We start from the raw sequence: 19,284 nt of genomic DNA on the forward strand, positions 1-19,284 counted from the left end.
GATCACGCCGTCACGTGCCGCTTGATGCGGGCGATCAGGTCGTCCGCGTCGACCGGCTTGGTCACGTAGTCGGTGGCGCCCGAGGCGAGGCTCTTCTCGCGGTCGCCCGGCATCGCCTTCGCCGTGACCGCGACGATCGGGATGCCGGCGTGCTCCGGCATCGCGCGGATCTTCGCGGTCGCGGTGTAGCCGTCCATCTCCGGCATCATCACGTCCATCAGGATCAGGTCGATGCCGGGGTGCGCGGCGACGGTCTCGACACCCTTGCGGCCGTCTTCGGCGTGCAGCACCTGCATCCCGTGCAGCTCCAGGATCCCGGTCAGCGCGTAGACGTTGCGCGGGTCGTCGTCGACGATCAGCACCGTGCGCCCGGACAGCGTCGTGTCGACGTCGGCCGCGCGCACCGGCGCGGCCGGCTCGTCCGGCCGGACCAGCGGCAGCACCGCGCCCGGCTCCTCGGCCGAGAGGTGCAGCGCGATCCGCTCGCGCAGTTCGTCCAATCCGGACAGCACTTCCAGCGACTGGACGTCCGCGCGGGACTGCACCAGCTGTTCCAGCTCGCCGTCGAGGCGGCGGCTGTTGTGCGCGAGCACCGGGACCAGCCGCAGCGCGCTGTCGCCCTGCATCGCGTCGAGGAAACCGAACGCGGTGCGGTCGGGCAGGTCGAGGTCGAGCACGACGCAGTGGTAGGCGTCGGTGGCGAGCGCGGCCGCGGCTTCCTGCGTGCCGACCGCGGTGACGACCTCGACCTCGGCCGGCGAGATGCCGATGTCCCGGCTGTCGGCCAGGTCCGCGGCGGCGCTCTCGGCGACGAGCGTCAGCAGGCCGTGCTGGCGCTCCTCCACGACCAGCAGCCGCCGGTGGGACCGCGGCGCCGACGGGGTGACGCCGTTGCCGTTGTCGCCGGCCGCGACGGCGGTGCCGGGGTGCTCGCCCGCCGGCACCGGCGCGAAGTCCGGGCGCGCGACCGGCAGCGAGAACGTGAACGAGCTGCCCTCGCCGGGCGTGCTCTCCGCGGTGATGAAGCCGCCGAGCAGCTGGGCGATCTCGCGGCTGATCGACAGGCCCAGGCCGGTGCCGCCGTACTTGCGGCTGGTCGTGCCGTCCGCCTGCTGGAACGCGCCGAAGATCGACTCCAGCTGGTGCTCGGCGATCCCGATCCCGGTGTCGGTGACCCGGAAGGCGACGGCAGGCCCGTGCGCGCGCAGCGGCCGCGGCAGGCTCTCCGGGTCGACCGGCGCGATGTGCAGCTCGATCCCGCCGACCTCGGTGAACTTGACCGCGTTGGACAGCAGGTTGCGCAGCACCTGCCGCAGCCGCGAGTCGTCGGTGAGCAGCTCGGTGGGCGAGCCGGGGGCGACGCTGATCCGGAAGTCGAGGTTGCGCTGGGAGGTCATCGGCCGGAACGTCGCCTCGACGTAGTCCAGCAGCCCGCGCAGCGACACCTGCTCCGGGGTGACGTCCATCTTCCCGGCCTCGACCTTCGACAGGTCGAGGATGTCGTTGATCAGCTGCAGCAGGTCCGACCCGGCGGAGTGGATGATCCCCGCGTACTCGACCTGCTTGGCGGTGAGGTTGCGGGTCGGGTTCTGCGCGAGCAGCTGGGCGAGGATCAGCAGGCTGTTGAGCGGGGTGCGCAGCTCGTGGCTCATGTTGGCCAGGAACTCCGACTTGTACTTCGACGCCAGCGTCAGCTGCTGGGCGCGGGCCTCCAGCTCCTGGCGGGCCTGCTCGATCTCCAGGTTCTTCGTCTCGATGTCGCGGTTCTGCGTGACCAGCAGCGCCGCCTTCTCCTCCAGCTCGGCGTTGGACGACTGGAGCTCCTCCTGGCGGGCCTGGAGTTCTTCGGACCGGGCCTGCAGCTCCGCGGTCAGCCGCTGCGACTCGCCGAGCAGCTCGTCGGTGCGGGCGTTGGCGACGATGCTGTTGACGTTGACGCCGATCTGCTCCATCAACAGCTCGAGGAACGCCCGGTGCACCGGGGTGAAGCCGTGCACGGACGCCAGCTCGAGCACGCCGAGCACCTGGTCCTCGACGACGATCGGCAGCACGATCAGGCCGGCCGGCGCGGTGCTGCCGAGCCCGGAGGAGATGGTGGCGTAGCCGGGCGGGACGTCGTCGACCGCGATCGGGCGGCGGCTGCGCGCGGCCTGCCCGACCAGCGACTGGCCGACCCGGAACCGCACGACCGGGCCGTCGCCGTCGTCGGGGTGGCCGTACGCGCCGACCAGCCGCAGCTCGGGTACCTCGGTCGTGTCGTCGGCCAGGTAGAACGCGCCGTACTGGGCGTTGACCAGCGGGACCAGCTCGTCCATCACCGCGGCCGCGACCACGGCGAGGTCGCGGCGGCCCTGCATCAGCCCGGTGATGGTGGCCAGGTTGGACTTCAGCCAGTCCTGTTCCTGGTTCGCCCGCGTCGTCTCGCGCAGCGACTCCACCATCGAGTTGATGTTGTCCTTCAGCTCGGCGACCTCGCCGGAGGCGTCGACGGTGATCGAGCGGGTCAGGTCGCCCTCGGCGACGGCGCTGGTGACCTCGGCGATCGCGCGCACCTGGCGGGTGAGGTTCCCGGCCAGCTCGTTGACGTTCTCCGTGAGCCGCTTCCAGGTGCCCGAAACGCCTTCGACCTCGGCCTGGCCGCCGAGGCGGCCCTCGCTGCCGACCTCGCGCGCCACGCGCGTGACCTCCGCGGCGAACGCGGAGAGCTGGTCGACCATCGTGTTGATCGTGGTCTTGAGCTCGAGGATCTCGCCGCGGGCGTCGACATCGATCTTGCGGGTCAGGTCGCCCTGCGCGACCGCGGTGGTCACCTGGGCGATGTTGCGGACCTGCCCGGTGAGGTTGTTCGCCATCGAGTTGACGTTGTCGGTGAGGTCCTTCCACGTGCCGGCGACGTTCGGCACGCGGGCCTGGCCGCCGAGCATGCCTTCGGTGCCCACCTCGCGCGCCACGCGGGTGACCTCGTCCGCGAACGCGGACAGCGTGTCCACCATCGTGTTGATGACGTCGGCCAGCGCCGCGACCTCGCCCTTGGCCTCGACGGTGATCTTCCGCGACAGGTCACCGCGGGCGACCGCCGTCGCGACCTGGGCGATCGAGCGGACCTGGCCGGTCAGGTTGGACGCCATGACGTTGACGTTGTCGGTCAGGTTCTTCCAGGTCCCGGACACGCCGCGGACCGTGGCCTGGCCGCCGAGGTTGCCCTCGGTGCCCACCTCGCGCGCCACGCGGGTGACCTCGTCCGCGAACGCGGACAGCTGGTCGACCATCGTGTTGATGGTCTCCTTCAGCTCCAGGATCTCGCCGCGGGCGTCGACCCGGATCTTCTGCGAGAGGTCACCGCGCGCGACCGCGGTGGTGACCTGGGCGATCGAGCGGACCTGCGCGGTGAGGTTGTCGGCCATGACGTTGACCGACTCGGTGAGGTCCTTCCAGGTTCCGGAGACGCCCTTGACGTCGGCCTGGCCCCCCAGCCGACCCTCGGTACCCACCTCGCGCGCCACCCGGGTGACCTCGTCCGCGAACGCGGACAGCTGGTCCACCATCGTGTTCAGCGTGTCCTTGAGCTCCAGGACCTCACCGCGGGCGGTCACGTTGATCTTCTGGGACAGGTCGCCCTTCGCCACCGCGGTGGCAACCTGGGCGATGTTGCGGACCTGGTCGGTCAGGTTGCCCGCCATGAAGTTCACCGAGTCGGTGAGGTCGCGCCAGGTGCCCGAGACGCCCTTGACGTCGGCCTGGCCGCCCAGCCGGCCCTCGGTACCCACCTCGCGGGCGACGCGGGTGACCTCGTCCGCGAAGGAGGACAGCTGGTCCACCATCGTGTTGATCGTGCTCTTGAGCTCGAGGATCTCGCCCCGGGCGTCGACCGTGATCTTCTGGGAGAGGTCGCCCTTCGCGACCGCGGTCGTCACCTGCGCGACGTTGCGGACCTGGTCGGTGAGGTTCCCGGCCATGAAGTTCACCGAGTCGGTGAGGTCGCGCCAGACACCGCCGACGCCGGGCACCTGGGCCTGGCCGCCGAGCCGGCCTTCGCTGCCCACCTCGCGGGCCACGCGGGTGACCTCGTCCGCGAACGACGACAGCTGGTCCACCATCGTGTTGACGGTGTCCTTGAGCTCGAGGATCTCGCCGCGGGCGTCGACGTCGATCTTCTGCGACAGGTCGCCCTTCGCCACCGCGGTCGCCACCTGGGCGATGTCACGGACCTGGGTGGTCAGGTTGCCGGCCATGGCGTTCACCGAGTCGGTGAGGTCCTTCCACGTGCCGGACACGCCGGGGACCTTCGCCTGGCCGCCCAGCTGCCCCTCGCTGCCGACCTCTCGGGCGACGCGGGTGACTTCGGAGGTGAACAGCGACAGCTGGTCGGCCATGCCGTTGAAGACGGTCGCGATCTCGCCGAGCAGGCCGTCGGCCCCGCCGGGCAGCCGGATGCCGAAGTCGCCGTCGCGGACCGCGGTCAGCCCGGCCAGCAGGCGGCGCAGTTCCTGCTCCCCCGCCTCGCCGACGCCCGCGACCGCGCCTTTGGCACCCGGGCGCGTCCCCTCGACCATTGCCCCACCCATCCGCCACCTGTTTCTCCGCTAGTCGGCGCCGGAGCGCCGTCCCGGTGAGCACACCGGATGGCCCAGCATAGTGCAGCTGCACTATGCTGACGGGCAACGGTTGAGCAACCAGCCGCGCCCGTGTCCGCGCGCGCTCCCCAGGCGGTGCTCGAAAGCCTTTCCTTTCCCCCCAGGCCATCCGGCCACGTTGACCCATTCGGCTGAACGCGCTCCCAGACAGCGGTACCCCGCACCCGGCGGGGGCACCGCCGGTTTTCGCGCGCGCTTTTGGCGTCCACTGTGGACGCTCCACTGTGGACGAGGTGTACCGCCGCGCACCCGGGGTACCCCGTCGACATGGATGCCGAGAACCTGGTCGTCATCGGAAGCGGACCGGCGGGCGTGTCGGCGGCCCGCGCCTACCGGGAAGCCGGCGGTGCCGGGGGAGTCCGCCTGCTCACCGCGGACACCGATCCGCCCTACGAGCGCCCGCCGCTGTCGAAGGAGTTCCTGCGCGGCGAGGCCGAACTGACGCCGCTGGACGAAGACTTCGAGCGGAAGCACGACATCAGCGTCACGCTGGGCGACCCGGTCACCGAACTGGGCGACCGCGAAGTCCGCACCGCCGCCGGCGCGGTTCACCCGTTCACCACCTGCGTGCTCGCCACCGGCGCGGAACCCGTCCGGCCGGACATCCCCGGCGCCGACCACCCGGAGGTCCGGACTCTCCGTTCGGCCGCGGACTCCCGCGAGCTGCGCGCGGCCGCGTCCGGGGTGCGCAGCGCGATCGTCGTGGGCGCCGGGTTCATCGGCTGCGAAGCCGCGGTCTCGCTGTCGCGCCTCGGGTTGCAGGTGACCGTCGTCTGCCCCGACGACGTCCCGCAGGAGAAGCGGCTCGGCCGCGAAGCGGGCGAATTCCTGTTGCGGTGGCTCAAAACCGAGGGTGTGAGCGTGCTCCGCGGCGCGAAGCTGCTGTCGGTCGAGGGCGGCTACCGCGTCCGCACCGACCTGGTGCCGGTCCTCGACGCCGGGCTCGTCGTGCTCGCCACCGGCGTCCGGCCGCGGATCGGGCTGGCCGAGGCGGTTGGGCTCGCCGTCGAGAACGGCCGGATCCGCACCGACGAGCACCTGCGCACGAGCCGGGCCGACATCCTCGCCGCGGGCGACGTCGCGCTGGCGCACAACCCGGCGGCGGGCCGCGCGCTGGCCGTCGAGCACTGGGGCGAAGGCCTGGCGATGGGCGAGGTGGCCGGGCGGACCGCGGCCGGCGAAGACGCCGCGTGGGACGAGGTCCCCGGCTTCTGGTCGGTGATCGGCGACCGCGTGCTGAAGTACGCCGCCTGGGGCGACGGCTTCGACCGTGCCCGCCCGCTGCCGCGCGACGACGGCGGCTTCACCGTCTGGTACGAACGCGACGGCAAGGCGGTCGGCGTGCTCACCCACGAAGCCGACGAGGACTACGAGCGGGGCCAGGACCTGGTCCGGCGCGGCGCGCCGGTACCCGGGTCATAGCCAGTCCCGCTTCTTGAAGAGCACGTACAGCCCGAACGACAGCACCAGCATGACGACTGTCGAAACCCAGAACCCGCCCGTCGTGCCGTTGCCCGGGTACGGGACGTTCTGGCCGTAGAACCCGGTCACCGCGGTGGGCACCGCGATCACCGCGGCCCACCCGGTGACCTTCTTCATGATCAGGTTCAGCCGGTCGCTCTGCAGGTTCAGCTGGGTCTCCCGGACCGTCGTGAGGCGTTCGCGCAGCGCTTCGGCCTGCTCGGCGGCCTGCCGCGCGTGGTCGCGGACGTCTTCGAAGTACGGGCGGGTGGTGTCGTCGGCCAGCTTCAGGTCCGGCCGCATCAACGAGCCGATGACCTCGGGCACCGGTGCCACGAGCCGGCGCAGCGCGGTCAGGTTCTTGCGCGACCGGAACGAGCGCTGCTGCAGCTCGGCGGTGTCCGGGCGCTCGTCGAACACCATGTCCTCCAGCTTCTCGACCTCGTCGTCGAGCGCCTGGACGGCGTCGAAGTGGCCGTCGACGATGAGGTCGAGCAGGCCGTGCAGCAGGAAGGGCACCCCGGACTTCGCCAGGTCCGCCGCCTGGTCCCAGCGGCGCGTGACGGCCCCGATGTCGAAGCCGTCGTCCTTGCGGACGGTCACCAGCGCGCGGGGCGTGATGAACACGGCGAGCTCGGACGTCTTCGTGCGCTCGCTCGCGGCGTCGAACCGGACCGCGTAGACGGTGAGGAACAAGTGGCCGTCGTAGCGGTCCAGCTTGGGCCGCTGGTGCTCCTGGACGGCGTCCTCCACGGCGAGCCGGTGCAGGCCCAGCTCTTCGGCCAGCTCGGCGAGGTCCGCTTCGGACGGTTCACAGAGGTCGGCCCAGACGACGGTGTCCGGTTCGGCCAGGAAGTCCGAGACGTCAGCCATCGGGAAGTCTTCCTTGAGCAGTGCGCCCTCGCGGTAGGCCCGATTTTTCGTCATACCCCCTCGGGTGCCCGGCCCGCGCCCGCGTAACCCGCCGAAATCGGGGTACTCGTCGATCTTGTGAACGCCCTGCTCGCGGAGACCCCGCCGAAACCCCTGCCGTCGCCGCGCACCACCGCCGCGGTCGGCGCGGAACTGCGCTCGCTGCACGCCGCGGGCGCGCTCGACCTTCCTCTCCCCGGTGGCGGGCGCAACGCGGCGCGGTGGGCGGCCCTCGCCGCGTTCGGCCGCCGTGACCTGGCGCTGGCCCGGCTCGCCGAGGGCCACACCGACGCCGTCGCGATCCTCGCCGAGGCGGACCGGTCCCCCGCGCCCGGCGCGCTCTACGGCGTGTGGGCCGCAAAGTCCGGCGGCACCGGCGCGGCCCTGGAGGACGGCGCGCTCACCGGGACGGTCCGGTTCTGCTCCGGGCTGTCCCTGCTGGAGCGGGCCCTGGTCGCGGCGGGCGACCGGCTGGTCGAAGTGGATCTCGCCGATCCGCGCGTCCGGCGGCACCCGGACGCGTGGCAGGCCGTCGGGATGGACGCTTCCGACAGCGGCGACGTCGTGTTCGACGGCGTGCCCGGCACGCTCGTCGGGCCGCCCGGCTGGTACGTGACCCGGGCCGGGTTCGCCCTCGGCGGGGCCGGCGTCGCGGCCGTCTGGCTCGGCGGCGCCGCGGGCGTCCTCGACGGCGTCCTCGCCTACCTGCGCGACCGCGGCGACGCCGACGAACACCAGCTGGCGCACGTCGGCGCGATGCACACCGCGCTGAGCTGCGCGGAAGCGGTGCTGCTGCGAGCGGCCACGGCCGAGGTCGACGCCCTGGTCGCGGGCACCTGCCGGGCCGCGGCGGAACGGACCGCCGTCGAAGTCCTGGAACGGGCGCTGAAGGTGACCGGGCCGACGCCGGCGTGCCGGGACCGGCGCTTCGCCCAGCGCGTCGCCGACCTGCCGGTGTACGTCCGCCAGCACCACGCCGAACGCGATCTCGCCGCGCTCGGCCGCACCGTCCTGGGCGCGGCGTGATCCCGGACTGGCCGGGCGAGCCGTTCGACCGCGCCCTCGTCGTGGCCGCGCACCCGGACGACGAGACGCTCGGGGCGAGCGGTCTCCTGCAGCGCCTGCACGCCGCCGGCACCGCGGTGACGCTCGTCGTCGCGACCGACGGCGAAGCGGCCTTCCCCGCGGCGGGGGCGGACGAACGGCGGGCGCTGGGCCGCACCCGCCGCCGGGAGCTGCGGGATTCCCTGCGGGCGCAAGGACTGTCCGATGTGGAACCGGTCTGGCTCGGGCTGCCGGACTCCGATCTGTCGTCCCGCGGCGACGAACTGACGGCGGCGATGCGCTCGCACGCGGACGGGCACGACCTGTGCCTCCTGCCGTGGCCGGCCGACCCGCACCCCGACCACCAGGCGGCCGCCCGGGCCGCGCTCGCCGCGGCCCCGGTGTCCGCGCAGTGCTGGTCGTACCCGATCTGGCTCTGGCACCGGCTGCGTCGCGACGACCCGGCGATCCCGTGGCCCCGGGCGCGGTCGTTGCGGCTGACGGAAGCGGAACGCGAGGCGAAGGCGGCCGCGATCGCGACGTTCACCTCGCAGCTCAAGCCCGGGCCCCGGGGCGAAGAGCCGATCCTGCCGGAGGAGGTGCTGGCCCACTTCTCCGGCGGGAGCGAGGTGTTCTTCCGCGAGCCGCCGAGGACGTCGGCGCCGGTGAGCCGGTTCGCGTCGCTGTACGCGGCCGCGGACGACCCGTGGTCGGTCGCGACGAAGTGGTACGAGCGGCGGAAGCGGGCGATGGTGCTGGCGTGCCTGCCCGACGAGCACTACGGGACCGTCGTCGAGCCCGCCTGCGGCGTCGGGGCACTGACCCGGGATCTCGCGGCGCGCGCCGATCGCGTGGTGGCGTTCGACCCGGTGCCCGCGGCGGTGGACCGCACGCGGGCCGCCGTCGCCGATCTGTCCCAGGTGGACGTCCACATCGGAGCGGTACCGGCCGCGATCCCCGCCGGCCCGATCGACCTGCTGGTCTACAGCGAACTCTTGTACTACCTGGACGACGATGAGCTCACCGCCACGATCGAGGCGTCGGCGGCGGCGCTGCGTCCCGGCGGGCACCTGCTGGCCGCGCATTGGCTCCCGTGGGCACCCGAAGCCCCACGCGACGGCCGGGACGCGCACGCGCGGCTCCTCGCGCATCCCGCGTTCGAGCCGCTGGTCGAGCACACGGACGAGGAGTTCCTGCTGCACGTGCTGAGGCGCCGGTGATCGAGGCGGTCGGGGTCGTCGTGCCGGCGCGGGACGAAGCTTCACTGGTCGGCGCGTGCGTGCGCGCGGTGGATCTCGCGCTGCGTCGGCTGCCCGCCGGAATCGCGCGCGCGGTCTGCGTCGTCGCGGACCGGTGCGGTGACGCGACGGCCGCCGTGGCGCGCACGGCGTTCGGCGAGGTGCCCGGCGTGGTCGTGGTCTCCCGGGCGGCAGGGACGGTCGGTGAGGTCCGCGACCTGGGGGTGGCCCGGGTGCGGGCGGCGCTCGGCTCGTCGGCGCCGTCTCGGACCCTGCTGCTGAGCACGGACGCCGACACGCGTGTGACGCCCGGCTGGGCGCGGGCGCACCTGGCCCGGGCGCGCCAGGGCTACCACGCCGTCGCGGGGACGGCGGAGCTGGCGGAGCCGTTCAGTGCGTCGGCCCACGCGCTGGCGCGTTACGACCACGTCCTCGACCGCGCGCGGACCGAGGAGGGGCACGGGTCGGTGTACGGGGCGAACCTGGGGGTACGAGCGGACGCGTTCGACGTGGTGGGCGGCTTCGGGCCGCGCGCGACGGGCGAGGACCACGACCTGTGGCGCCGGCTCGGGCAGGCGGGGTTCCGGCGGTGCTACGAGTCGGGGGCGCCGGTGGTGACGAGCGCGCGGCTGGTCGGCCGGGCCCCGGACGGGTTGGCGGCGCTGTTGCGCGGGCTGGCGGAGGACACGGTCGCCTGACGCGGTCTCGGCTCGCGTTTGTGGAGGTCGTTCGTAAAGGTTGTCGCTGTCGCACGCCGTCGCGCGCCGCGAAGATGGGTCTCGCCGCCATTCCCGACGTGAAGGGCACCGGTGAGAGTCGCCTTCAGAACGCTTCTCGCCGCGCTCGTCGCCGCGGCCCTGCTCACCGGGGTGCCCGCCGCCGCGGAAACCCGGGCACGGCTGCTCCTCATCGAGCGGGTCCGCGACACCGTCACCATCGTCTGCGCGAACCACGGCGGCACGGTCGCCTGCCAGCCGGTGCACCGGCCGAGGCCCTACCTCGTCGTCGCCTTCACAACCGCTCCAGCTCCGCTCGGACCACGGCCGCGCGCTCCGCACCGCCGTACTCCCCCAGCAGTTCCAGGGCTTCCGTGAGCACTTCCCGCGCCCGGTCGCGCTCCTCCCCGCCCAGGTACGCGCGACCCAGCTCGGCCAGCGTCATCGCCTCGTACAGCCGCACGCCGGCCTCGCGCCACAGGTCCACGCTGCGGCTCAGCTCGTCGACCGCGGCGGCGAACCGGCCCAGGTCGCGGTGCACGATCCCGATCCGCATCCGGCCGTACGCCGTGCCGCGCACGTCTCCGATGTCTTCGCCGACCGCCACCGCCTCGGTGGCGTACTTCAGCTCCCGCTCGCGGTCGCCCTGGCGGCCGTACAGCACCGCCAGGTTGACCAGGTTGAGCGTCTCGACGTGCCGCAGCCCGAGCGTCCGGTTGAGCGCCAGGCTCCGCTCGCCGAAGCCGATGGCCGCCTCGACGTCGTCGCCGAGGCCGTAGACGAAGCAGAGGTTGTTGAGGATGGCCGCCAGCTGGCGCTCGTCGCCGATCGCCTCCCAGTCAGCGAGGCTCCGGCGGAGCAGCTCGTGCGAGCGCCGGAAACCGGCGGCTTCGCCACCGCTCGCCAGTTCCGCTTCGGCGACGCCGAGGTCGTTGCGCAGCGTCGCGGCCGCGACCGGGTCGACGCCGTCGACCAGGCTCAGCGCGACCTCGTCGACCTGGATGGCGTCCCGCCAGCGGGCGCGGGCGCGGTGGTATTCGTAGAGGCCGAGCCCGACGGCGGCGATCGCTTCGGGCGGCACGCCCGGCGTCGCCGCGGCCTGGCGCACGACCGTCACCAGGTGCGCCTGGTGCCGGTCGAGCCAGGCGAACACCTCGTCCGCCGACGCGGGTCCGGGCGCGGCCCACCGCCCGGCCGCCCAGTCGTGGCGGTGCGAGGCCGCCGACACGAGCGCCATGCTCCGCCAGGCCATCGCCGCGCACAGCTCGACGACGCGGGTGATCGCCGCGGCTCCCGCGTCCGGGGGCGCCTGCTCCCGGGCGTAGAGCCGCAGCAGGTCGTGCAGCCGGTACCACCCCGGCGCGGGCGTGGTCAGCAGGTGCTCGTCGGTGAGCCGTTCGAGCAGTGCCTCGGTCTCGTGTTCGGGCGCGTCGAGCAGCTGGCTCGCGACGGGCACGGACAGCTCCGGGACGTCGAGCAGCGACAGCAGCGGGTACGCGCGGGCGGCTCTGTCGTCCAGCGCGTCGACGGCCACGGCGAAGCTGGCGCGGACGCCGGTTTCGTCGAGCCGGCGGCGTTCGTCGTCGAGCCGGTGCGCGAGGTGGGCGACGGGCCAGCGCGGCCGCGTCGCCAGCCGCGCGCCGACGAGGTGCAGCGCCAGCGGGAGGTAGCCGCACAGGCGCGCGACCCTTCGCGAAGCGGCCGGTTCGGCCGCGACGCGCTCGGCGCCGATCTCGGCCGCGAGCAGGCGGAGCGCGTCGGCCTCGGGCAGGACGTCCAGCAGCACCTGGTGCGCCTGCGGCAGGTCCGGCAGCGCGGCGCGGCTGGTGACGATCGCCCCGGAACCCCCGGCGCCGGGCAGCAGCGGGGCGACGTGCGCGGCGTCGCGGGCGTTGTCGAGCAGGAGCAGGACGCGCTTCGCCGCGAGCAGCGTCCGGAACCGGGCGGACGCGGACTCGAGCGAGAGCGGTTTCGGCGGCTCGTCGCCGAGTTCGCGGATGAGCCGGTCGAGCAGGTCCAGGGGGTCGGGCGGGTCGGCGGCGTGGCCGCGCAGGTCGAGGTGGAGCGAGCCGTCGGGGAAGCGGCGCGAGAGCCGGTGGCCGGCTTCGAGGGCGAGCGCGGTCTTGCCGACGCCCGCCATCCCGGCGATGGCGACGACGACGCTGTCCCGGGCCTCGAACAGCGCGAGGACGCGGCCGAGTTCGGCGTCCCGCCCGGTGAAGACGGCGAGCCCGCCGGGCAGCTCCCGGGGAACGACCTTGGCGGCCGCGGGTTTCGCCGGCCGGGCGGCCGCTCGGGCGAAGTCGTCGCGGTCGGTGCCGGTGAGGCCGAGGGCGTCGGCGAGCCGGTCGAGGGTGTCTCGGTGCGGGAAACGCCGGTCGCCGCGTTCGAGCGCGCCGACGGCCTGGCCGCTGAGCCCGGACTTCTCGGCGAGCGCCTCCTGGGTGAGCCCCGCGGCGCGCCGCAGCCGGCGCAACCGGGTGCCGAACGCGTTCATCCCCGCCCCTCCTCCCCGGAGGAGGATCACACGCGGCGGCCGGTGGGCGCCAGCGTCCGAGCATTGTCGGCGTAGATCGTATCGCTTATCGTATACGACACTGCTCCCCTCTCGACGCTGCGAGGTGCCCCGTGTCCGCCCCCACGACCCTCATCGCCCGCGACTTCACCGAGTTCCGCACCGCGGTTTCGCAGTCGTTCGTCCCCCTCCACGTCACCGCGGACGGGGACGGCTTCCGGGGGCGGATCCGCTCGTCCGGGGCCGACGAGGTGCAGGTTTCCGAGATCACCGCGTCCCCGCACGTCGTCGAACGCACCCCCGAGCTGATCGCCCGCGGCGACCGGCGGTACTACAAGCTCAGCCTGATCCTCGCCGGCACCCAGCTGCTCGTGCAGGACGGCCGCGAAGCCGTCCTGCATCCCGGCGACGTCGCCCTCTACGACACCCACCGGCCCTACTCGCTCGTCTTCGAAGAGGACGTCCGCACCCTCGTCGTGATGTTCCCGCAGCGGCTGATCGACCTGCCCGCCGAGCTCGTCGGCCGGCTCACCGCCGTGCGCATGTCCGGCAAGGAGGGCGTCGGCAACGTCGTCGTCCCCTTCCTCGCCCAGCTCGGCGGGAACCTCGAGCAGCTGGCCGGCCCGGCGGGCGCGCGGCTCGCGCACAGCGCCGTCGACCTCCTCTCCACCCTGGTCGCCACCGAACTGGACCTGGCCAACGCCGACCCGCACCACGAGCTCATGCGCCGGATCCGCGCGCACATCGACGCGAACCTGCCCTCGGCCGACCTCAGCCCGGCGCGGATCGCCGCCGAGCACTTCATCTCGACGCGGCACCTGCACGGCCTCTTCCAGGAGCAGGGCACCACCGTCGCCGGGTGGATCCGGACCCGGCGGCTCGAGCACTGCCGCCGCGACCTGCTCGACCCCGTGCACTCCGGCCGCCCGGTCGCGGCCATCGCCGCGCGCTGGGGGTTCGTCGACGCCGCCCACTTCAGCCGGGTGTTCAAGAGCGCGTTCGGCCGCGCGCCGAGCGAACTGCGCCGCGAATTGACCGTCAGCGACCGGTAGTTGCCCCGCAGCGCGTGACCGCTCGCCGGGCGGCCTGCCCCACCCGACGATGAGGCCATGCCCGAAGCCCCCACCGACGGCTGGCGCACCTACGACGAGTTCGCCGCCGGGATCGCCACCTACCGCCTGCCGAACGCCGACCTCTCCGGCCGCGACGTCACGATCACCCTCGACGACGGCGAAGTCCTCGCGCTGAGCTTCAAGGACGCCGACCGCGTCGCGTGCAACGGTGTCGAGGACCCGTACGACGCCGTCGCCGTGCGCGACGGCGTCCTCTTCGTGAACCTGCCGTTCACCAGCGTCGACGGCGAAGCGCTGACCGTCGTGTACTCGACGACGTCCCACCGCGCGCTCGCGGTCCGCTCGGTCATCGGCGCCGAAGATGTCGTTCCCCGCGTCTCGCAACGGTTCAGCGCCGGGGTCACCGACGGCGGCACGCCTTCCGGCGACGCACCCGGCCCGTCGCGGGACCTCATCGGCAAGCGCAACCTCTACCGCTACAGCCCGGACCACCTCTACGAGCACGTCTACGTCTCGTCGGAGCGCTACGCGTGGCAGTGCCTCGAAGGCGTCCAGCGCGGCCACGGCGACATGGACCTCTCGACGGTGTGGAAGTTCGCCGACGGCCTCTACCTGTTCTGCTTCCGCGAGTTCCGGATCGCCGTGGCGAGCGTGTGGCTGCACGACCTCGGCTACGCGCTGCGCACCACCGGCGTCTTCCTCGGCCTCACCGGCGACGGCCGGTCCGAGCACTCCCGCGCCGGTGGCCACGTCTACCCGCTGGGCTCGGTGGCCTACCCCGACGCCCAGCCCGTCTGAAGGAGACCACCGTGTCCACTGTGGACGTCATCCGCGCGCACTACGCCGCCAGCGACCGGGGCGACCTGCCCGGCATGCTCGCCCCGCTCGGCCCGAAGACCACCTGGACCGAGGCCGCGGGCTTCCCCTACGCCGGCACCTACACCGGTCCCGACGAAGTCCGCGAGCACGTCTTCGAAGCGATCGGCCGTGACTGGGACGGCTACACCTTCACCCTCGACAGCCTTCTCGACGCCGGCGACACCGTCGTCGGCGTCGGCACCTACACCGGCACGCACCGCCGGACCGGCCGGTCCTTCACCGCCCGCGTCGCGCACCTGTGGCGCTTCGACGGCGGCGACCTCACCTCGTTCGAGCAGATCGTCGACTCCGCGCCCGTCGTGGCCGCGGCCCGGGAGCAGTCATGAGAAAGATCCTTCCCGTCCTGGCGGCCGCCCTCCTCGTCACCGCCGGGTGCGCCGGTTCCGGAGCCGGCGGCGACGGCCCGATCGTCGTCGGCTCGGTCAACGCGCTGAGCGGCGCGGCGACGTTCCCCGAGGCCTCGCAGGCGGCCAAGGCCGTGTTCGACGCGGCCAACGCCGCGGGCGGGGTCAACGGCCGCAAGGTCGAGTACAAGGCGATCGACGACAAGGGCGACCCGGCGGCGGCCGCGGCGGCCGCCCGCGAGGTCGTCGGCGGCGACGACGCCGTCGCGCTCGTCGGGTCGTCGAGCCTCATCGAGTGCGAGATCAACGCGAAGTACTACGAGCAGCAGAAGATCCTGTCCGTGCAGGGCATCGGCGTCGACCCGGCGTGCTTCTCCAGCCCGAACATCGCGCCGGTCAACGTCGGCCCGTTCCACGACATGACGCTCACGCTGCTCTACGGCTCGGAAACCCTGAAGCTCGACGACATCTGCGCGTTGCTGGAGATCGCGGGCAACACGCTCCCGGCGTACCGGGCCGCGATCGACGAGTGGACGAAGATCACCGGCAAGAAGCTGAAGTACGTCGACGCGACCGTCCCCTATGGAGGGTCGGACTACACCTCCTACATCGTCAAGGCGCGAGCCGCCGGTTGTAAGGCGATCACCGTGAACCCGGTCGAGCCCGACTCGATCGGCCAGCTCAAGGCCGCGCAGGCGCAGGGCTGGAACGACGTCACCTGGCTGCTGCTGACCAGCGTCTACAGCGAGAACTACGCCAAGGCGATCACGAACGCCGGCGCCGGGGTGTACGTGCCGGCCGAGTTCTACCCGTTCACCGACGCCGGCAGCCCGCAGACCAAGGACTGGCGCGACCTGATGACGAAGAACAAGATCCCGCTGACGTCGTTCAGCCAGGGCGGCTACCTGGCGGCGAAGTACTTCCTCGACGTCGTGCGCGGGATCAAGGGGGACGTCACCCGGGAGTCCGTCACCAAGGCGCTGCGCGAGATGAAGCCGGTCACCGACCCGATGGTCGGCACGCCGTACGTGTTCGGCCCCGCGCCGACGCACCACGACAACACCGCCGGCTGGCCGATCAAGCTGGCCTCCGGCACGAACAAGTGGGAGCTGGCCGGGCCGGACTGGCTCCGGATCCCCCGGTCCTAGGAGGACGGTCATGCTGCAGGGCGCTCTCGCCGGTCTCGCCGCCGGCGGCCTGTACGCGGTGCTCGCGGTGTGCCTGACGCTGATGTCGCGCCTGGTGCGCGTGGTCAACTTCGCGCAGTCCGCCACCGGGATGTTCGGCTGTTACGTCGCGGTGTTCCTGGCGGTCCACTCGGGACTTCCGGAGTGGCTGGCCACGGTGGCGGGGATCGTGCTCGGCGGCGCGCTGAGCGCGGTCCTCGGCTGGATTGTCTCGACCTGGCTCGCCGAGGCCGACACCGGGACGCGCTCGGCGGTGACGGTCGCGGTGCTCCTGCTGCTGATTTCGCTGGCGTTCATCCTGTTCGGCAACAAGCCGCAGCCGTTCCACCCGCTGCTCGCCGGACCGGCGTTCACGGTCGGCGGGGTGGTGGTCAGCCAGGTGACCGTGGTGACGGTCGCGCTGGCCGTGCTGGTGGCGCTGGCCTGCCGGGTGGTGCTGGCCCGCACGACGCTCGGCGTCCGCCTGCGCGCGCTGTCGGAGCGGCCGACGACGGCGGAGCTGCTGGGCATCCCGGCCCGGCCGCTGTCGGTCGGCGTCTGGACGGCGACCGGCGTGATCGCGACGCTGGCTGTGTCGATCGTCGCGCCATCGCAGTCGAACGACCCGACATCACTGGCGATGCTCGTGGTCCCGGCGGCCGCGGCGGCCCTGCTCGGCGGCTTCCGGCGGCTCGACCTGGCCGTGGCCGGCGGGCTGGTCCTCGGCATGGCGCAGGGGGCGGTCGCCCAGTCGGACAGGCTGTCGGTGCTGCGGTACTTCCTCCCGTTCCTGGTCATCGTGGCGCTGCTGCTGTGGACGCAGCGCAAGGAGGTGTGGGATGCGGCTCGCTGAGCGGTTCCGGCAGGACGCCCAGGCCGCTGTCGTCGGAAAGGCGGTGCGCTGTGCGGCTCTCTGAACGCCCCCTCGTCCGGGCGGCCCTGCCGTTCGCCGTCGCGGCTGCCGCGGTCGGGGTCGGCTATGGGCTGAGCGTCGGGCTCGCCGGGTACTTCGTCTACCTCGGGGTCAGCGCCGTCGTCGCGGCGATCGCGCTGCTCGGGCTCGGCGTCGTCACCGGGACCGCCGGGATGATCTCCCTGTGCCAGCTGACCTTCGGTGCTGTCGGCGCGTTCGTCGTCTCGGCGTGCAACGTCGCCGGGGTGCCCGGTGGGTTCGTCGCGTGGCTGCTCCTCGGCGGGCTGGCCGCCGCGGCGGCCGGGGTGCTCGTCGGGCTGCCCGCGCTGCGGCTGCGCGGTATCACCCTCGCCGTGGTCACCCTCGGGCTGGCCGCGGCCGCGGACCTGACGCTGGTGCAGATCCAGTTCCCCGGCGCGACCGGCGGCGTCTCGGTCGAACGGCCGGAGCCGTTCTCCGACGACCGGTCGTACTTCCTGTTCGCGGTGCTCGTCCTGGTCGCCTGCGGGCTGCTCGTGCACTTCCTGCGCCGCGGCCGCTGGGGCAGCAGCTGGCACCTCGTCGCCTTCTCCGAGCGGGGCACCGCCGCGGTCGGCGCCGGCGTGCGGACGTCGAAGCTGACGGCGTTCGCCGTCAGCGCCGCGCTCGGCGGGATCAGCGGCGGCCTCCTCACCGGCCAGGTCGGGCTCGCCTTCCCGGCCAGCTTCACCGCGATCCAGTCCCTCGCGCTCTACGTGCTGGCGATCATGTCCGGCGCGCACCTGATCGACATGGCCGTGTTCGGCGCGCTGCTCTGGGTCGCCGTGCCGGAGCTGCTGAAGCGCTGGGGCGTGCCGCAGGACTGGGGGTTCGTGATCTTCGGCGTCCTCGGCATCCAGGCCCTCGCCGGGCGCGGCAACCTCGGCACGGCCGTCCGGAACCTCCGGTACCGGTCTCGCGTGCCCACCGGCCTCGGCCTCACGGACATCCCAGAGGCCGAGCCGGTACCGCCCGGTGATCCGGTGCTGGAGGTGCACGGGCTGACTGTCCACTTCGGTCACGTCCGTGCGTTGTCCGAAGTGGACATCTCGGTGCCGGAAAACGGCATCCTCGGGGTGATCGGGCCGAACGGCGCCGGGAAGTCCACTTTGGTCGACGTCGTCAGCGGCTTCCTGCCTCGCGCCACCGGAACCGTGACGCTGGACGGCCGTCCGCTGACCGGCTCCCCCGTCCGGCGGGCCCGGCGCGGGCTGCGGCGGACGTTCCAGCAGGACCGCGTCCCCCCGGGGCTGACGGTGGGCGCGTACGTCCGGTTCGTCGCCCGGCGCCGGGTCACCGGCCGCGAGGTAGCCGACGCGCTCGAGTTCTTCGGCTGCCCGCCGGCCCGGACCCCGCTGTCCCGGGTGGACGCGGGCGCGCGGCGGCTCGTCGAAGTCGTCGGGCACCTGCTGGCCCGGCCGCGGGTGCTGCTGCTCGACGAGCCGGCGGCCGGGCTGCCGCACGAGGAGCACGTGGCGTTCGGGCGGCGGCTGCGGCAGGTCCCGGCCCGGTTCGGCGTGTCGGTGCTGCTGATCGAGCACGACCTCGACCTCGTGCGGTCGGTGTGCGACCGGCTGACGGTGCTCGACTTCGGCGAGGTCCTGGCGAGCGGCCCGCAGGCGGACGTGCTCGCCGACCCGGCGGTCCTCAAGGCGTACATGGGCGAAACGGAGTTGCTGTGACGGCGTTGCGGGTCCACGGACTGACGGTGAAGCGCGGCGCCGGACCGGTCATCCGCGACGTCGGGTTCACCCTGGAGCCCGGCCGGATCACGGCGCTGGGCGGGCCCAACGGGGCCGGGAAGACGAGCCTCCTGGAAGCGGTGTCTGGGGTCGTGGCGCCATCGGCGGGCAGCGTCCACGTGGGCGGGGTGAACGTCACCCGGCATTCGCGGGTGGCGCGGGCGCGGCTCGGGCTGGCGCACATCGAGCAGGGCCGGGCCGTGTTCCCCGGGCTGACGGTGCTGGAGAACCTCCGCCTGACCGCGCGCACCCCGGACCGCCTCGACGCCGTGCTCGAGCTGTTTCCCGAGCTCGGCAAGCGGCGCGACTCCCCCGCGGCCCTGCTGTCGGGCGGCGAGCAGCAGATGGTGGTGCTGGCGCGGGCGTTCGCGGCACGCCCGGCGTTCCTGCTGATCGACGAGATGTCGCTCGGCCTGGCGCCGGTGGTGTTCACGCGGCTGCTGCCGGTCGTGACGCGGTTCGCCGCCGAGGGGGCGGCGATCCTGCTGGTGGAGCAGTTCACGCACCTGGCCCTCGGCGTCGCGCAGGAGGCGTTGGTGGTCTCGTCGGGCCGGGTGACGTACGCGGGGGACGCCCAGACGCTGCTGGACTCCCCCGCGACGTTGCACACCGCTTACCTGGGGTCCTGA

General features: G+C 73.1%; 14 protein-coding genes. 11 read left to right on the plus strand and 3 right to left on the minus strand.

From position 1 onward, the window contains the following. Positions 1–2: 2 nt before the first annotated feature. Positions 3–4,553 carry a HAMP domain-containing protein gene (locus tag ACZ7OH_RS08250; RefSeq protein ID WP_470280213.1) on the minus strand — a complete coding sequence of 1,517 codons (4,551 nt, stop codon included), beginning with the start codon at positions 4,551–4,553 and terminating at the stop codon, positions 3–5. Positions 4,554–4,901: 348 nt separating this feature from the next. Here ACZ7OH_RS08250 and ACZ7OH_RS08255 point away from each other — a divergent pair, with 348 nt between their 5' ends. Then, positions 4,902–6,056, plus strand: a complete 1,155-nt coding sequence (locus tag ACZ7OH_RS08255; RefSeq protein ID WP_470280214.1) for an NAD(P)/FAD-dependent oxidoreductase — start codon at positions 4,902–4,904, stop codon at positions 6,054–6,056. On the opposite strand, the gene ACZ7OH_RS08260 is transcribed toward ACZ7OH_RS08255, so the two are convergent. Beyond that, positions 6,051–7,022, minus strand: coding sequence for a magnesium transporter CorA family protein (locus ACZ7OH_RS08260; RefSeq protein ID WP_470280215.1), 972 nt, complete (start codon positions 7,020–7,022; stop codon positions 6,051–6,053). The two genes, ACZ7OH_RS08255 and ACZ7OH_RS08260, sit on opposite strands and share 6 nt — an antisense overlap. A gap of 63 nt (positions 7,023–7,085) precedes the next feature. Here ACZ7OH_RS08260 and ACZ7OH_RS08265 point away from each other — a divergent pair, with 63 nt between their 5' ends. The 3 genes from ACZ7OH_RS08265 to ACZ7OH_RS08275 are packed head-to-tail and all read left to right on the plus strand — an operon-like array spanning position 7,086 to position 9,987. Further along, positions 7,086–8,033, plus strand: coding sequence for an acyl-CoA dehydrogenase family protein (locus tag ACZ7OH_RS08265; protein WP_470280216.1), 948 nt, complete (start codon positions 7,086–7,088; stop codon positions 8,031–8,033). After that, complete coding sequence (locus ACZ7OH_RS08270) at positions 8,030–9,271, plus strand: bifunctional PIG-L family deacetylase/class I SAM-dependent methyltransferase (protein WP_470280217.1); 1,242 nt, start codon at positions 8,030–8,032, stop codon at positions 9,269–9,271. The genes ACZ7OH_RS08265 and ACZ7OH_RS08270 overlap by 4 nt, the downstream gene beginning before the upstream one ends. Then, the gene (locus tag ACZ7OH_RS08275) at positions 9,268–9,987 is read left to right on the plus strand and encodes a glycosyltransferase family 2 protein (RefSeq protein ID WP_470280218.1); all 720 of its coding nucleotides are present in this window, start codon (positions 9,268–9,270) and stop codon (positions 9,985–9,987) included. Before ACZ7OH_RS08270 ends, ACZ7OH_RS08275 begins: the two co-directional genes overlap by 4 nt. Before the next feature lie 313 nt (positions 9,988–10,300). Here the strand turns inward: ACZ7OH_RS08275 and ACZ7OH_RS08280 are convergent, their stop codons facing one another. Then, positions 10,301–12,502, minus strand: coding sequence for a tetratricopeptide repeat protein (locus ACZ7OH_RS08280; RefSeq protein WP_470280219.1), 2,202 nt, complete (start codon positions 12,500–12,502; stop codon positions 10,301–10,303). A gap of 131 nt (positions 12,503–12,633) precedes the next feature. Here ACZ7OH_RS08280 and ACZ7OH_RS08285 point away from each other — a divergent pair, with 131 nt between their 5' ends. Genes ACZ7OH_RS08285 through ACZ7OH_RS08315 form a run of 7 tightly spaced genes read left to right on the plus strand, consistent with a single transcriptional unit; the run spans position 12,634 to position 19,284 of the window. After that, positions 12,634–13,572 carry an AraC-like ligand-binding domain-containing protein gene (locus ACZ7OH_RS08285; RefSeq protein WP_470280220.1) on the plus strand — a complete coding sequence of 313 codons (939 nt, stop codon included), beginning with the start codon at positions 12,634–12,636 and terminating at the stop codon, positions 13,570–13,572. A 57-nt stretch (positions 13,573–13,629) separates the two neighbouring features. Further along, on the plus strand, positions 13,630–14,391 hold the full coding sequence (locus ACZ7OH_RS08290) for a MoaF C-terminal domain-containing protein (RefSeq protein WP_470280221.1): 762 nt from the start codon (positions 13,630–13,632) through the stop codon (positions 14,389–14,391). 11 nt (positions 14,392–14,402) lie between these two features. Next, positions 14,403–14,798, plus strand: a complete 396-nt coding sequence (locus ACZ7OH_RS08295; RefSeq protein WP_470280222.1) for a nuclear transport factor 2 family protein — start codon at positions 14,403–14,405, stop codon at positions 14,796–14,798. Continuing rightward, a complete protein-coding gene (locus tag ACZ7OH_RS08300; RefSeq protein WP_470280223.1) occupies positions 14,795–15,964 on the plus strand; it encodes an ABC transporter substrate-binding protein in 1,170 nt (389 codons plus the stop codon). Before ACZ7OH_RS08295 ends, ACZ7OH_RS08300 begins: the two co-directional genes overlap by 4 nt. A gap of 10 nt (positions 15,965–15,974) precedes the next feature. Then, positions 15,975–16,835: a branched-chain amino acid ABC transporter permease gene (locus tag ACZ7OH_RS08305; protein ID WP_470280224.1), complete on the plus strand. Its 861-nt coding sequence runs from the start codon at positions 15,975–15,977 to the stop codon at positions 16,833–16,835. Positions 16,836–16,885: 50 nt separating this feature from the next. Further along, positions 16,886–18,595 carry a branched-chain amino acid ABC transporter ATP-binding protein/permease gene (locus tag ACZ7OH_RS08310; protein WP_470280225.1) on the plus strand — a complete coding sequence of 570 codons (1,710 nt, stop codon included), beginning with the start codon at positions 16,886–16,888 and terminating at the stop codon, positions 18,593–18,595. Beyond that, positions 18,592–19,284 carry an ABC transporter ATP-binding protein gene (locus tag ACZ7OH_RS08315; protein WP_470280226.1) on the plus strand — a complete coding sequence of 231 codons (693 nt, stop codon included), beginning with the start codon at positions 18,592–18,594 and terminating at the stop codon, positions 19,282–19,284. Before ACZ7OH_RS08310 ends, ACZ7OH_RS08315 begins: the two co-directional genes overlap by 4 nt.

The organism is Amycolatopsis sp. NPDC114478, from assembly GCF_055633805.1.

Coding starts and splice junctions, on each gene's coding strand:
- ACZ7OH_RS08250 (WP_470280213.1), bottom strand. CDS start 4,553: ATGGTCGAGGGGACGCGCCCGGGTGCCAAAGGCGCGGTCGCGGGCGTC.
- ACZ7OH_RS08255 (WP_470280214.1), top strand. CDS start 4,902: ATGGATGCCGAGAACCTGGTCGTCATCGGAAGCGGACCGGCGGGCGTG.
- ACZ7OH_RS08260 (WP_470280215.1), bottom strand. CDS start 7,022: ATGACGAAAAATCGGGCCTACCGCGAGGGCGCACTGCTCAAGGAAGAC.
- ACZ7OH_RS08280 (WP_470280219.1), bottom strand. CDS start 12,502: ATGAACGCGTTCGGCACCCGGTTGCGCCGGCTGCGGCGCGCCGCGGGG.
- ACZ7OH_RS08290 (WP_470280221.1), top strand. CDS start 13,630: ATGCCCGAAGCCCCCACCGACGGCTGGCGCACCTACGACGAGTTCGCC.
- ACZ7OH_RS08300 (WP_470280223.1), top strand. CDS start 14,795: ATGAGAAAGATCCTTCCCGTCCTGGCGGCCGCCCTCCTCGTCACCGCC.
- ACZ7OH_RS08305 (WP_470280224.1), top strand. CDS start 15,975: ATGCTGCAGGGCGCTCTCGCCGGTCTCGCCGCCGGCGGCCTGTACGCG.